The organism is Micromonospora sp. NPDC005194 (genome assembly GCF_040608335.1).
GTDB lineage: Bacteria > Actinomycetota > Actinomycetes > Mycobacteriales > Micromonosporaceae > Micromonospora.
Window position 1 is genome coordinate 14,261 of the sequence record NZ_JBEXIA010000018.1, and the last position, 13,946, is coordinate 28,206.

A 13,946-nucleotide genomic window follows, 5' to 3' on the forward strand; every position below is an offset into this window, starting at 1 on the left:
CGAATGGCGTGGTCGATACCGGAAATGCGGACAAAGGATGTTGTCCGCATCGAATTTGTCGCTCCCGAACGCGAGTGGCTGGCGGCAGTTCGAGCCGCGCCGTCCAGCAACAGGGACAAAGTGCTTGCGCGTAGAGTCGGCCTTGTTTGAGGAGCACTCGCGCCGGCGGCGGCACGACAACTTCTGCCGCGCCGTCGCCAGCGCCCGGAGGCCGGTCGACGAAGGCTCGCTGGCGCCCAGTCGCGCAAGGAAGTTGTTCGAGGAGGACCCGTGAGGCTGGCGGACAGGATCGCTGCGATCTCGACGGAGGACGCGGTTCGCGCCTCAGTGAGCTACGACCAGCTGCGTGCCGGGGATGGCGCGCTGTACTGGTTGGAGACCCGACCCGAAGCCGGCGGGGTCGCGACGGTGACGTGTTGGCGACCCGGCGAGGGTGCGCGAGACGTCAGTCCGGAGGGCTTCGACGTCACCAGCGGCGTTCACGCGTACGGAGGCGGGGCGTTCGCGGTCGATGACGGGACGTTGTGGTGCGTCGGCGGAGACGGCCTTTATCGGAGCCGTCTTCACGACGATGAACTCGAGTTGGTCAGTCTGGGATCCTTCGGCGACCTGACGATCGGCGACGGCGAGTTACTGGCTGTGCGGGAGTCAGAGCATGGTGACGACCTCATCGCGGTGCCGCTCACCGGCGTCCCGGACATACGGGCTCTCGCAGCATCCCGGGGATTTTTCGGCGCACCTCGGCCGGGTCCAGGCATGTTGGCCTGGACCACTTGGAGCGAGCGCGACATGCCCTGGGATGGGTGTGAGATATGGGTCGCCTCCTACTCGCCGCGTGGCCAGGTCGGGAACCCGGTAAAGCTCGCTGGCGGTTCGGAAGAGTCGGCGGTGGAGCCGAGGTGGGGACCCGACGGGGCGTTGTACTTCGTGACAGACCGCAGCGGCTGGTGGAACCTTTACCGGTGGGACGGCCACCAGGTGAAGCCGGTGGCACCGATCGCAGGTGAGTGCGCCGCAGAGCCGTGGGAGCTGGGCTACGCGTCGTACGACTTCCTTGACGACGGCCGGATCGTCGTGGCGGTGCAGGACGGGCCGCGGCACCGCCTCGTCGTCATCGACCCTGACGGCACTGTTCTTCCGGTCGACCTTCCCTATACGTCCATCAAGCCCTATCTGGCCGTTCAAGGAACGACGGTGGCGTTGATCGGGGCGTCGCCGACCGCGGCCCCACAGGTCGCGCTCGTGCATCTCACGGCCGCCGATCCTCAGGTGGAGGTGCTTGCCCGCTCGGAGCACGCCAAACTCGACGGGGCGCAAGTGTCGAAGCCGACGGAACTGCGGGTTAATGTCGCGGGTGATCGAGAGGTAGTTGCCCTGGTGTATCCGCCGACGGCCTCTGCGGCAGACTGGCGGGCACCGGTGATCGTGAGGGCACACCCGGGGCCAACCGCCTCGTGCCTTCTGCGTCTGGACTGGCAGGCGCAGTTCTTCACCAGTCGGGGGTTCGCCGTCGTGGACGTCGACTATCTCGGCAGCACCGGGTACGGCCGGGTCTTCCGGGAAGCGCTGTACGGTCGGTGGGGCCTCGACGACGTTGATGACTGCGCGGCGGTGGCGGACCATCTGCTCGCAACAGGACGAGCCGTGCCGGGCCAAGTCTTCATCCGCGGAGCCAGCGCCGGCGGATACACAGCCCTGCACGCGGTGGCGCAAAACGGTCCATTCGCCGCCGCCACCGCCGTATCAGCGATCGTGGATCCCGACCGTTGGGTGCAATCCGTGCCTCGGTTTCAGCGCGCGCACGCCAGACGGCTGCGAGGCGGTGCCGGGCGGGTCGATGCCGCAACCGTTCAGCGGCCAGTGCTGCTCGTTCACGGCACCGCCGATGACGTGGCGGTGGTTGAGGATGTGCGAGAGCTCGCAGAACAACTGACAGCTCACGGCGTGCCCCACGACATGCTGCTTCTCCCCGACGTCGGCCACTACGTGGCGACCTCCGCCCAGGCGGGCACGGCGCTGGAAGCGGAACTCGCGCACTACCGTCTCGTGATGACGGCTGCGGCTGCCGAGTGCGGGGACTACACGGCGGCCAGCGGTAGCTGAGAACGCACATACTCGCCGAACTCACGGACCTCCGACTCGTACCGGTAGGGCTCAAGGTCGGCTTGCACCTCAACGATGCGCTCCAAGCAGCGGTGCGAAGTGGTCCGCGCGGCGTGATCCACCGCCACTCGGGCGGCGGCGCAGGCTTCGTCGATGCGGGCAGCGGCAGCCAACGACGAGGCCAGGAGCGCGGTGTCGATGGCCAGTCGGCGGACGTGTGTGGGACTCAGCGCGGCGAGGGCATCACCCAGGTGCCGTTGGGTCTGTTGCGGCCGGCCCAGATCATGGAAGCAGTGGGCAAGCTCGTCGGCGAGATAGGCCGGATCGAAGTACTGGATCCACAGCGGCTCGTCCTCGGCCCTGCTGCGAGTCAGTTGCCGCTCTGCGATGTCGAGGTGGACCAAGCAGTCGCTTTCTCGCCCGAGTCGGGCGTACGTCCGCGCCACCACGGCGTGTAGCGCGGCCTCCACGGCGGGCGTCGCTTGGGTCTCACTGCCTCTCACCGCCGTGAGCGCCATCCGCAGCGCCGGCTCGGGATGGCCGCAGTGCAGCGCCAGGTGGCCGATGTTCACGGCGAGCAGGTAGCTGCCGTAGAGGCGGTCGTCGGCGGCCTGCGTCAGCCGCAGAGCGCGCAAGTAACGGCGCTGCGCGAGACCGTGGGCACCGGTGTCGACTGCCTGATACCCACACAGTTCGAAGAAGCCCGCTGCCAGCCTGTACAGGCGCCGACCGATCGCCTCCGAGGCGGGGGTGTTCGCCAGCAATCGGTTCAGCTCGCCTTCGACGTACCGCTGCACCTGGGCATGGACACGTCCGGCACCGTGGGTGTGGTCCAGCTGACGGAACATCGCCAGAGCGGTCTCAGCGGAGCTGAGGTCCTCCTCGCGAACCTGATCAGGTGAACCGGGCCGGCCGGCCGCAGACAGTCGGGGTCCCGCAGCAGCGTTCAGCCAGTCCAGAGCGGCGCGATCGAGGACACCTGGCTGGAACGGAACCCGGACAACCATGTCGGCCAATCCCGAGGTCTCAGCCGACCGACTGGAGAGCAGGGTGATGACGCCCGTCGGCGCAGTCGCTAGCTTGCCCGCGTTGACCCGATTTCTCTCGAGCAGCGGTAGCAGGCGCATCAAGGCGCCACCGGTCGTCAACGCCTTGTCGCATGCCTCGACGAAGTCCCGCGAGGGGAACCGGTCCGCCGTCTCGACTCGACGCACCAGGTCGGCACTGAATCGGATCATGGCACCCAGCCGCGCCTGCGAAAAGCCGGCGTGCTCCCGCAGCCGACGCAACTCAGCACCGAAGAAATGTCGCTCAGACATGGACGGTTGAAGCGCCCGCGGGGTCTGGCCCATGACACCGCCTTTCAGACTGCCCACTTCGAGATGGCATTGAGCAGCGTGGACATCGCGCACATAGGGTCACTCACCGTTCAGCGCGGCGCAACCAGGAACGACGAAAGGGTGTCGATCCGAACCGGCTCACCGGGCGAGCGCCATGCGGACAACCACTCCGTCCGCATGCTCGGTGTTCACGACCGCGGCTCGAAGGGCGAGGGTGTGAGGACGAGATACCGACCTCTCGTCAATCTGCTCCGGATCTCGAGAAGACCACGGAGGTGGTGATGAAGCACGAAACGAGGCCATCCTCCGTGGTCGTGACGGGTGCTGGGATTGGGATAGAGCCCGCAGCTCGGGCATCAGGCGATGAGCCCAGTGCAACGCCCCTGCTGATGCACCACTTGGCTCCTCGTGACGTTCGGTCACCGGACCTAGACTCAAGGTCGTTTGCCCAACGGTCGGCGGGCGCCGCTCAATACCGCATGCGGTTCCGTTGATACCCGTGGGCCTACGAGCTTCTGAAGTCAACGAATGAAAAGGGGTTCTCCCATGCCGGAGCGGATCACCAAGGAAAAGGTTCTCTGCTACGTCGTACGTGACGGCAAGCTGCTGGTCTTCCGGCACACCGATTACAGCTACGAGGAAGTCGGCATCCAGGTTCCGGCCGGCAGCGTCCGCGCCGGCGAGACGCCGGAGGCGGCGGCGCTGCGGGAGGCCCGCGAGGAGACCGGCCTGAAGGACTTCAAAGTCGTGCGGAAGCTCGGCGAGGCCGAGTACGACATCAGCCCATACCGGTTCGAGCTCCAGCGCCGCCACGTATTCCACCTGGAACTGACCGAGCCGACGTCGGAGCGGTGGATGAGCCAGGAGGACCACGACGGGGAGCAGGAGCCAACGCACTTCGAATGCTTCTGGATTCCGCTGGAGGCCGCCCACATCCTCCAGTCCGGCCAGGGCGCCCTGCTGGGACGCCTGTACGACTGATCCCCGCCCGGTTCGGCCCACGCCTGGGAGGCAGCCGATGCACGGCACCACCGATCAGCACGACCCGATGGCCCACCTGTACCGCGGCCTCGACGTCGAAGACGCCGACAGTGCCGTTTCGGTGATCCTCAAGCTACGGGGTGAGACCTGCGACATCGACTGCCTGTACTGCTACGAGAAACGCAAGGAGGTCCCGGGGGGAGCCCGGATCGACGCGAGTCAAGTGCGTCGACTCACCGAGCTCTTCTCGGGGCGTCCGCTCGCCGTGGAACTGCATGGCGGCGAGCCGCTGACGGCCGGACGCGACCACGTCGCCGAGGTACTGCGTGAACTCGCGTCCCAGCCCAGCGTGGTGCGGGTGTCGATACAAACCAACGGCGTGTTGCTCAATGAGCAGTGGCTGGATTTGATCGACGCCCTGTATCCACGTCTCCAGATCGGCATCTCCCTCGACGGAGACGAGGCGGGCAACGCCTGGCGGGTCGGGTACGACGGCCAGCCGGTCTACCCCCGCGTGGCCACCGCCCTGCGGCTGCTGGCTGAGCGCGGGCGGAAGGTGGGCGTGATCGCCGCGGTCACTCCGACCGTGCTCGGCCGTGCCGAGGCCGTCCTGGACCACCTCGCCGGCTTCGAGGCGGTCAACGCCGTCAGCTTCGTGCCCTGCTTTGATGCCTCCGTTCAAGGCCCTACCGCTGCCCAAGGGCAGCGCCTTCCCGCGAGCCGGGTCCTTCAACGCGCGGCTCTTCGCGGCCCGCAAGGGCCCGGGTGGGCGACCACCCCGGACCAGTACGCCGAGTTCGTACTCGCCGCCACCGTTCGCTGGATCGGCGCTGGCCACTTCGCCCGGCTGAAACTGGAACCGTCCGTATCCACCATTCGGCGGCTGCGCGGACTGGATACCGGCTTCTGCCACTTCTCCAACCTGAAGTGCGACCACGTCTTCACGCTCTATCCGGACGGACGACTCGGCAGTTGCGACGAACTGCCATGGCCGCAGGCCCAGCTCACCCTCTTGGACCAGCCTTCCGGACAGAAGGCGGTCGTCGCGGCTCAGCGGCGGCTGCCGCTGCTGAACCAGGGCAAGGCCCTGATGGAGCGGTGCACCACCTGCGAGTACCGGTCAACGTGCGGCGGCGGCTGCGTGGCCACCCGCTGGCGTCAGGACCAGGACGGCGACCAGGACGCCTACTGCGACTACCGGATGCGGATGATCGACGGCATCGCCGCACTCCTCGCCCAACCCGCCGACCCGGCAGGCGCCTGGTGCCGCAGGGTGCGCCTGCGCCCCCGTACTCCGAACAGCATGCGTGACGTCGCCTCTTTCCTCGCCCGCTGGGACCACGCCGACGCGAACCGTCCGCGTATGCGGCTGCGCACCAGCTCGCACGGCAACATAAACACCGTCGGCCTGCCCGGCGTGCACGAGGCCGACGACCTCGATCCGGCCCACCCGCAGTGGCGAGAAGCGATCGAGCCCGGCGTTCGCCCTCTGGTTGACGCTGTCACCCAGGACTGGTGCCTGATCACATACGACAGCTGCCAGGGACATCCCTATCCGGGGCTTGACCTGCCGCCCGCCGAGCGCCGGGTCGGCATCCTTCCACGCAACCGAACCGAGTACGCGCGAACCGCTGCTGCCCTATGCCGCGCCGTCACCGCTGTGACTACCCACCTGCCCGCCACGGTGCTGGTGGCCATCGGACGGGCGGAGCTGACGTGCGAGACCACCGGACGGACGAGCCCCGTACTCGACTTGGCTCTACGCCCGCGTCCCGGGCACGGCTGGCCGGCGTACTTCGACGCCGTTGACGTCGCCACCCGTGCCGTCGCCGACATGCTGCGCGGCGAGCGACCAACCGAGGACGGCTGCCGCTGCCCAGCGCCTCAGAGCGCTCCGATCGATGAGGAGGCGGCATGGGTAGCGTCGCAGCCTCGCTGACGATCCATCAGTTGCTGGGGCGGATCGTGTACTTCCACGCCCTGTTCATCGAGCCCTCGCTCCTTCCCAGCGCCCCGCGCCGGCCTGGTCCGGTGTGCTGCAACCATGGCCCGGAACCGGACCGCGGCACCATCGGCGAGTTGTTGACGGACTCCGCCTGGGCGGCTCTCGTCGAGGTCGCCACAACCCTCCCCGCCCACGATCACCAGTGCCCGAAGGCCAAGGACGCGTGCTGTGCCACCTGCCGCGTTGTGGCCGCCGCCGCAGCGGTCGGGGCTGGATGGGCACTTACCGAGCACCGCAGCTACCAGCGGGCTGAGCCTGCCGAAACGCTCCTGCGGTCCTGCGAACTGGCAACGGCAGCACGGCTGGGGCAGGCCTTCGCCACACAGCACGCGGCCCGATGCCCGGCACTGGACCGGCTGGCCGAGTCAGAGGCGCTGCCCGGCGCGGAGGAACTGCCGCTGACGGGAGAACTGCTGGCCCTATGGGCCAGCCCGATCACTGACGTCCACCACCCTGTGGCCAATTGGCTCAATCACTGCACTGGCCTGGACGACGTCCGCCGGGTGCTCGAGACGAGGAGGACCGACTCGTGATCCACATCGCCGAGACCGTCGCGGTCGGCAGCGTCGAGGGATTCGTCGACACCGAGGAGCGAGACCAACTCGCCGCCACGATGAACGACTTCCTCAGCGACGAGGCCCGGCTCCGCTTTGGCGCGAGGCGGGCCACCTCGATCCATGAGATCCCCGGTCGCTCCAACGAGCAGGCCATGGCCGTCTACGAGCCGGCCGGACGGATCGAGGTCCCACAGATCCCGGACAGAGCCGAGGCCCTGCTTCAGCAGGCCTTCGACCGCGCCCGCCCCGCTCTGTCCCGCGTCATGCCGTCGATCACCGCTTGTCGGCCGTGGACCTACGTCGAGTATGGCCCCGGCCAGCACATCACCGGCCACCTCGACGGCATCGCCCCCGAGCCGCTCGCTTGGCCGCGACAAATCGCCGGCATCAGCGTCGTGATCCGTGAGGCCGAGGCCGGCGGCGCGTTCTACGTCGAAAGCACGTCCAGCGACCGCCTGTGGAACACCCCCCTGGACCACGACGCCCAGGAACAGGGCTACGCGGGCGGTATGTGGCTGGCCCACGACGGCGCCGACCACTCCGCCGACTGGTATGCGGCCATGCCCCGAACCCGATGGAGCGTGAGCCCCGCCCCGGGCACCGCCCTGCTCTACGGCTCCCAGCTCACACACGGCACCGAACCTGTCACCTCCGGCCGCGTCGCGAAGTTCATCAGCTGGCTGATCGCCGAAAAGAACTAGGAGCGAGGCATGCTGCTGGCCTTGGAGGGAATCGCTGGAGCCGGGAAGAGCACGCTACGCGACCGGATCCTGGCCAACGCCGCCTGCGAGGACGTCCGCCTCGGGCATATCGGCCAGTTCTCCTGGCTGTCGCTGGAAGCGACCCGCTCCATCATCAGCCTGCGGGCTGGCCGTCCGGCAGCAAACGGCGTGCGGATCTTGGCCGCGGTCCGCCACGACCTGGAACTCCATGCCCGCTACAACCTCGCCCCCGCCCTGTCCCTCGGACCGGTCATCGCTGACCGGCTCACCTTGTCGACCGCCTGCCTGATCGCCCTGCTGCACGACCATCCTGTCGCCCACTATGTTCAGCAGCTCGCCGAGGTCACGGCCGCACGGGCGGACCTGATCGTCCTGCTCACCACCGAGCCCGAGCTGTGCCATGCCCGGCTGTCCAAGCGGCCCACAACGCGTCGCTTCGGAGAGGACCGCCAGACCGCCGCTCGGTATGCCGACCTGTACGAGCAGGCGGTCAACGCATGGACCGAGGCAACCGGCCTGCCCGTGCTGCGCCACCCGTGCGCCACCAAAGCTGACCTCGACCGGCTGGCCACCACCTGCCTGGACCGGCTGCGCCACTCCGCACCGGCTGCGGCGCGATCATGAGGAGGCAGCCCATGCACCTGCACCCGATGCACCCGGCCGCCTGGGTCGTTGACCAGCTTCGCTACGCCGGCTGGCACGTCCACGACCTCCTCTGCTTCACCCGCGCCAGCACCCTGGTGCTCGCCAGCCACAACGGGACGCCTCCGGTGGTTCTCAAGGCCGGCTTCGGCAGCAACCACGTCCTGGCCGAGCTCGACGAGGCCACCCGCAAGGCCGCCTACGGCTTCTACTGGTACGCGGAGATGACCGAGGCCGAAAGGGCCTTGACCCGTGAGGACTTCCGCCATGAGATCGCCGTAACCCGCGCCGCCCAGAGCGCCGAGCACGTCGTGCCGCTGCTGGAGCAGGGCAGCACCGACCGGTTCGACTGGTACACGATGCCCCACTTCGTCGGCGGCAACTTCGGGCCGTACCTCACCACCGCCCTCAACCGAAACCTGGGGACAGCTGGGCTCAGCATCTTGGCCGACATCGCCGAAGGTCTGCGCAACCTGCACCAGCACGGGATCGTGCACCGCGACGTTTACCAGGAGAACATCCTCATCCACGACGGCCAAGGACTAATCACCGACCTCGGTGCCGCGCGTCGCACCGAAACCCCGCGCGGCCCCACCGCTCGGGGCCCGGAGGTGCACTGGCCCCCGGAGTACGCCACCTCCTACGACCGCGCCACCCCAGCCGCTGATGCCTTCAGCCTCGGAGTCCTGACCTACCGCTACCTGTGCGCCGACATCCCCCGCCACGGCCCCTCCCGGCTGCACACCGCGCCCACCGGACTCCGCCCGATCATCACCGCGGCGCTCGCCCCGGCACCCGAGGACCGGCCCGCCATGAGAGAGCTGCGCGATGCCCTGCGCCAAGCGGCCACCACCGCCGCCACGCCGGCCCAGCGCAGCAGCTGACCCACCATCAACCGGAAGGAGACGGGGTGCCCACCGCCCGCTCGCCGCCGCAGGAATCGGCTCCAAAAGGTGCACGACCTAAACCCCTTTTCGGAAAGGACGAGCGCACTCATGGACAACGACCGGATCAGCGACTTCCTCGCCGCCGTGGACGACCTTCGCGGCGACGACGAGACCGTCCGCAGCACCCGTCACACCTCCAGCGTCTCGGCCGAGGGCTGGCCGACCGCTGAGGCCCCGGCGAGCACCGCGGCAACCGACGGCACCGACGCCTGAACGCCCCGCACCTCACCGGCGGCACGCCGTCGGTAAGCACCTCCTGGGGCCGGACCCTCACGGGGCCGGCCCCAGGCCCAGCCCGTCGGAAGGACCCACTCCCGTGGACGCGCCCACCATCTCCTTCTCGTTCGCCCTCATCCAGGCCCACCACCGCGACCGCACTCGCCGGATACGCGCCGTCCTCAAGCCCGCCGCCCAACGGACGGCCAGCACCTCCGACTCGCAGCGAACGGACGCCTTCAACTACTGCCTGGCCCACCATGTTCTCGAAGGCGCCGAGACCGCCGCCCGCTCCCGCGAGACTGCCACTTTTAACTGGTACGGCGGCCACCCGGACGCGAACGCCTCAGCGCTTTCGACACCCACCGCCGTCGGTCCGCGCATCGTCCTCGCCCCCGACCTTGACCGCCTGCCCCGCTCACCGATCTCCGAGACCCCCTACTACGTACTGGGCCCCAACACCACTGCTGCCCCACCGGGCCTGCGGGACCTGGCCGCCGCCGCATACGACACCGGCGCGAAGAACGGCTTCGCTGACCTTCTCGCCGGCCACGCAGTCGTCGTCTGCCTGCTGCGCCACAAGCAGCTCGGCGACACCCTCGACAGCTGGACCATCACCCGGCTGCCCGGCACCATCTACTGCGACCACGTCAACGAGCCCGTCGTCCTGGCTCGCGACCTGATCCACGAGGCGGGCCACAACTGGCTCAACGACGCCCTTGGCGCCGCCGCCTGCGAGATCAGCGACGAAGTCGGGTTCTACTCCCCCTGGAAGAAGACGAACAGGCCCGCCTTCGGCTTCCTGCACGCCTGCTTCGCCTTCCCCCTCACCATGATCTACACCGCTCGCGTCCTGCCTCAAACCCGCGGCGACCTGCACCGATTCCTGACCGTCTACTTGGAGCAGCAGCGCGGACTGCTTGCCACCACCGCCGCCGACCACGACCGAGCACTCGCCCTGATCACCGACCCCACCTTGCGGGAACGCCTGCGCTCTGCCCACCGCGAAGCCCTCAGCCTGTGAACTCCACCGACACCTCGTTCCCCGCTACCGAGACCGCCCTCGCGGTCCGGCTGGGCGAGCCCGGCGTCATCCTGCGCGTCGGCCAGGCCGGCCATCCGACGGCGCAGGCGCACACCGGATTGGCCAGTCTCGAACTCGCCGCGCCCATCGGGGAGAACACCGCCTTCAACATCGGCTCCGTCGCCAAACAGATCACCGCGTACCTGTGCATCCGCGCCGCCCGCGACCGCCTCCTCACCCTAGACCGGCCCGTCGGCGACATCCTGCCCCGCTTCCACATCCCCGGCGTCACCATCGGCGACCTCATCAACCACCAGGGCGGCATCCGGGACGCCGAATCCCTCCTGTCCCTGGCCGGCTTCCGCGAACTCGACCACTACACCGCCGCCGACCTGCTTCAACTCGCCTACCGTCAGCGGCACCGAGCCGTCGAGCCGGGCCGCTTCCTTTACAACAACACCGGTTATCTCCTCCTCGCTGAAGTCCTCACGCACGCGTATGGCGCCGGACTCCACGAGATCGCCAGCAGGCAGGTCTTCACCCCGCTCAGCATGACCTCGGCCCGCTTCAAGACTGATCCACGCGAGGTGATCCCCGGTGCCGCCGCCAGCTACCAGGCCGTCGCCAGCGGATGGCAGCACCAGCAGCGCTCAGTCACCCTGCCCGGCCCCGGCTCCCTCTGGTGCACCGCCGCTGACCTGGATCGATGGCTCGTTCACCTCTGGCACGAATGGCACTGCCGGGCCGCCGACGCGCTTCCGTTCGACCAGCACCTCGGCTATCAGTCCAGCGACCATGCGCCGTTCACATATGGTCCCGGGCTGTACGCCGATCCGCGCCCCGGCCGCACCGCCGTCTTCCACTACGGTCATGAACAGGGGTTTTCCGCAGCCGTCCATCTCACCAACTCAGGGCTCCGCGCTATCTGCCTGTCAAACCACGCCGGAATCGCCGCCGACCACGTACTCGCCGCGGCCCTCGCCGACCCCACCCATGAATCCGGCGCCGATCCGGGCGAACTGCTGTCTCGCGCGTTGGAAAGCCTTCCTGCGCCCAAGACCACCACCTCCACGGGCAGCGCCGACACCGAAGAGGCTCACACATCGCTCGGCACCTATGTCTGCGACGAGGTTCCCGGCACCGTACGCCTGACCCGCCGTGCGGGCTCGCTGTACTTGTGGCGTCGGGGAACCCTCGACCGGCTCACCTGCACCGGGTCCACGTACGTTGCGGACGGCTACACGCTGACACTCGATACCTCTTCGGCGGATGAGGATCTGCCAGTGCCCAATGGCCTTGTTCTTGATCTCGATCGCGCACCAGGGCTGCACTATCGACGACGGCCCGATTGACCGACTGCCACCATTACAACGTCGGTGGTTCTCAAGCCTCCCGATCCGACACGGAGGCCCCTGGCCGCCCGTTGTCAGCCGGGCTTGATGTGAGCTACCCCGCTTTTATCAAGCTTCATGATTACTACGTCGAGGGCTGCATCTCGGCTCAGGCTCCACTTGAGCATTCGCACTCCCAGGAGCTCGACCATCTTCGACGATCAACATTCCACTAATCAGACGGACACAGACAAGCCCAAAATGGGCAACGGGTCGGCAGATCGCCGTGGTCCAGCACGGGGAGCGCTTCGAGATCGGCCTTCGCCAACGGCTCATCGACTCGATCAAGGAGACCGCTGATGTCGCACACGCCGCCTGATCTGCCTGGCTCAGCAGTCACGATCGGGCTGACCATCGACACGGTGCTACGGCGCACGGACAAGACCCTGCTGGCGCGAGGCTCGTTCTGCGGCGAACCGGCAGCGGTGAAATATCTGATCGACCCAGACCCTTTCTGGGCGGCCAGGTGGCGGCACGAGCTGGACGTGTACGAGGTCTTCGGTGACACCACCCCGCCTGTCCGCGTTCCTCGGCTGCTCCATACCGACCGTGACCGGCTGCTGGTCCTGGAATGGGTCGACGCATCGCCCCTCGCGGTCGAACGCTACCCCCAGCGTGAGCTCGATACTCGGGAGGTCGATGCCGTCCTGGACTGCATCGCCGCGTTGAATGAGTGGACCTACCCGGCCGTCCGGTTCTCGCCCACCTTCGACTACTCCGAACGGCTGGCTCGGTACCAGGCCAAAAGGTACCTCACTGAGGGCCAGCGAGAGGCTCTGGACAGTCTGCTGGCCCGCTGCGACGCGCCGGCGCAGCTCAATCACGGCGACCCACTGGCCAGCAACATCCTTCTCAATGCCGGCCGTTCCGACAGCGATGACGAGGCCGAGACCACGGCGGTGCTCGTCGACTGGGAGTTCACTGGGCTGTTCCTTCCTGGCTTCGACCTTGCGATGCTCCACACCCAGGTCGGCGCGAGTACGCCATTGATCCGCGAGCGTATCGAGGCGATCGTGAGTGAGACGGGCATCGAGGCCGCATTCGCGCTCAACCTCGCTGTGGTCCTGACCCGCGAGCTGCGCCTGCACCACGAACTGCCCGAGGACGACCCGGCCCGGATGCGGTGTCTGGCGATCATCGAGGCCGCCTGGACCTCGGCCAGCACCCGCGTACAACGGCTCATTGCAGCGAGGTCAGCATGATCCAACTCTGAGCAGCCACAACGACACCCTGCATCTGTTCGCAGATGCAGAGATGACCGAAAGTTTGGGGGTCTGTCTGTGGTGTCGACGACCTCGTCGGTGTCTAGTGGCCTCGCAAGGAGCCCGGTAGTTTCAGCTGTCGACCACTTTCGCTTTCATCGATTGGAGGTGCCGCCCACGTGTCGCAGATCGAGAAGATCACCGGTGAACTCCGCGCGTTGATGACCGGGGTCGAACGCGCGCAGGGGTTGGCAGCCGCCGCCGACAGCCAGGCGCAGGAGGTGGCGTTGCGGGCCGCCGGCGCGGGCTTCGTCGCCGTGGCGGCGGGCGTGGCGCGGGTGCGCAACGCGATCACCGGCATCCAGGGCGGCCTGGGAAGTCTCGCCGGTTCGATCGGTGAGGCGACGAAGGCAACCGCGGCGGTGCCGAACGAGGCCACCCCGCAGGAGACGATCGCCGGCCTGGCACCCGTGCAGAGCGCCATGGACGCCGCCCGTGACGCAGCGGCTGGGGCCATCACTGGAGTCGGTGAGGCACAGCAGCTCGTCGCCGTGGTCCTGCAGGGTGGGCAGCCTGGGCCGCTGTTGCAGGCGTTGGAGGCCATCAAGCAGGTCCTGGTGCTGATGGTTCAGCGCACTGGCGGGGCCCGGCAGGCCGTCGAAGCGGCGATCGCGCAGGCCCGCCAGCTGGGCTCGTCGGGAAACTGACAGGGGCTGGCGGTCATCCACCGGCCAGCCCTGCCCCTGCTACCACCGCCAGCCCATCCCCGACGACCCCCACCCCGGGCGGCACCGTCTCCACGGACACTGACGCAGG

Annotated in this window: 13 protein-coding genes; 12 read left to right on the forward strand and 1 reads right to left on the reverse strand. The window is 68.0% G+C overall.

Annotated features, from left to right (window positions below; all coding sequences use genetic code 11):
- Positions 1–270 precede the first annotated feature (270 nt).
- On the forward strand, positions 271–2,103 hold the full coding sequence (locus ABZU53_RS17205) for a prolyl oligopeptidase family serine peptidase (protein WP_355066694.1): 1,833 nt from the start codon (positions 271–273) through the stop codon (positions 2,101–2,103).
- On the opposite strand, the gene ABZU53_RS17210 is transcribed toward ABZU53_RS17205, so the two are convergent.
- Positions 2,079–3,455, reverse strand: a complete 1,377-nt coding sequence (locus ABZU53_RS17210; protein ID WP_355066695.1) for a helix-turn-helix transcriptional regulator — start codon at positions 3,453–3,455, stop codon at positions 2,079–2,081. The genes ABZU53_RS17205 and ABZU53_RS17210 overlap by 25 nt on opposite strands.
- A gap of 534 nt (positions 3,456–3,989) precedes the next feature.
- Between ABZU53_RS17210 and ABZU53_RS17215 the strand changes: the two genes are divergently transcribed.
- The 11 genes from ABZU53_RS17215 (at position 3,990) to ABZU53_RS17265 (ending at position 13,837) form a co-directional block, all read left to right on the forward strand.
- Positions 3,990–4,424, forward strand: coding sequence for an NUDIX domain-containing protein (locus ABZU53_RS17215; RefSeq protein WP_354858861.1), 435 nt, complete (start codon positions 3,990–3,992; stop codon positions 4,422–4,424).
- 37 nt (positions 4,425–4,461) lie between these two features.
- Positions 4,462–6,363: a radical SAM protein gene (locus ABZU53_RS17220; RefSeq protein WP_355066696.1), complete on the forward strand. Its 1,902-nt coding sequence runs from the start codon at positions 4,462–4,464 to the stop codon at positions 6,361–6,363.
- Entirely contained in the window at positions 6,339–6,962 is a 624-nt protein-coding gene (locus ABZU53_RS17225; protein ID WP_355066697.1) for a hypothetical protein, read from the forward strand. The genes ABZU53_RS17220 and ABZU53_RS17225 overlap by 25 nt, the downstream gene beginning before the upstream one ends.
- Positions 6,959–7,687 carry a hypothetical protein gene (locus ABZU53_RS17230; protein ID WP_355066698.1) on the forward strand — a complete coding sequence of 243 codons (729 nt, stop codon included), beginning with the start codon at positions 6,959–6,961 and terminating at the stop codon, positions 7,685–7,687. The genes ABZU53_RS17225 and ABZU53_RS17230 overlap by 4 nt, the downstream gene beginning before the upstream one ends.
- Positions 7,688–7,696: 9 nt before the next feature.
- Positions 7,697–8,332 (forward strand): hypothetical protein, encoded by a 636-nt coding sequence (locus ABZU53_RS17235; RefSeq protein ID WP_355066699.1) that lies wholly within the window; start codon positions 7,697–7,699, stop codon positions 8,330–8,332.
- Between the two features lie 11 nt (positions 8,333–8,343).
- Positions 8,344–9,234 carry a protein kinase gene (locus tag ABZU53_RS17240; protein WP_355066700.1) on the forward strand — a complete coding sequence of 297 codons (891 nt, stop codon included), beginning with the start codon at positions 8,344–8,346 and terminating at the stop codon, positions 9,232–9,234.
- Between the two features lie 111 nt (positions 9,235–9,345).
- Entirely contained in the window at positions 9,346–9,510 is a 165-nt protein-coding gene (locus ABZU53_RS17245; protein ID WP_354858845.1) for a hypothetical protein, read from the forward strand.
- 103 nt (positions 9,511–9,613) lie between these two features.
- On the forward strand, positions 9,614–10,537 hold the full coding sequence (locus ABZU53_RS17250; RefSeq protein ID WP_355066701.1) for an HEXXH motif-containing putative peptide modification protein: 924 nt from the start codon (positions 9,614–9,616) through the stop codon (positions 10,535–10,537).
- Positions 10,534–11,889 carry a serine hydrolase domain-containing protein gene (locus ABZU53_RS17255; protein ID WP_355066702.1) on the forward strand — a complete coding sequence of 452 codons (1,356 nt, stop codon included), beginning with the start codon at positions 10,534–10,536 and terminating at the stop codon, positions 11,887–11,889. The genes ABZU53_RS17250 and ABZU53_RS17255 overlap by 4 nt, the downstream gene beginning before the upstream one ends.
- Positions 11,890–12,227: 338 nt before the next feature.
- On the forward strand, positions 12,228–13,130 hold the full coding sequence (locus tag ABZU53_RS17260) for a phosphotransferase (RefSeq protein ID WP_355066703.1): 903 nt from the start codon (positions 12,228–12,230) through the stop codon (positions 13,128–13,130).
- A gap of 179 nt (positions 13,131–13,309) precedes the next feature.
- The gene (locus tag ABZU53_RS17265; RefSeq protein ID WP_355066704.1) at positions 13,310–13,837 is read left to right on the forward strand and encodes a DUF6244 family protein; all 528 of its coding nucleotides are present in this window, start codon (positions 13,310–13,312) and stop codon (positions 13,835–13,837) included.
- Positions 13,838–13,946 lie beyond the last annotated feature (109 nt).

What these genes read in the sequence shown, in the direction of transcription:
- ABZU53_RS17210 (WP_355066695.1), bottom strand. Translation starts at nt 3,455, where the DNA reads ATGGGCCAGACCCCGCGGGCGCTTCAACCGTCCATGTCTGAGCGACAT.
- ABZU53_RS17215 (WP_354858861.1), top strand. Translation starts at nt 3,990, where the DNA reads ATGCCGGAGCGGATCACCAAGGAAAAGGTTCTCTGCTACGTCGTACGT.
- ABZU53_RS17220 (WP_355066696.1), top strand. Translation starts at nt 4,462, where the DNA reads ATGCACGGCACCACCGATCAGCACGACCCGATGGCCCACCTGTACCGC.
- ABZU53_RS17225 (WP_355066697.1), top strand. Translation starts at nt 6,339, where the DNA reads ATGGGTAGCGTCGCAGCCTCGCTGACGATCCATCAGTTGCTGGGGCGG.
- ABZU53_RS17235 (WP_355066699.1), top strand. Translation starts at nt 7,697, where the DNA reads ATGCTGCTGGCCTTGGAGGGAATCGCTGGAGCCGGGAAGAGCACGCTA.
- ABZU53_RS17240 (WP_355066700.1), top strand. Translation starts at nt 8,344, where the DNA reads ATGCACCTGCACCCGATGCACCCGGCCGCCTGGGTCGTTGACCAGCTT.
- ABZU53_RS17245 (WP_354858845.1), top strand. Translation starts at nt 9,346, where the DNA reads ATGGACAACGACCGGATCAGCGACTTCCTCGCCGCCGTGGACGACCTT.
- ABZU53_RS17260 (WP_355066703.1), top strand. Translation starts at nt 12,228, where the DNA reads ATGTCGCACACGCCGCCTGATCTGCCTGGCTCAGCAGTCACGATCGGG.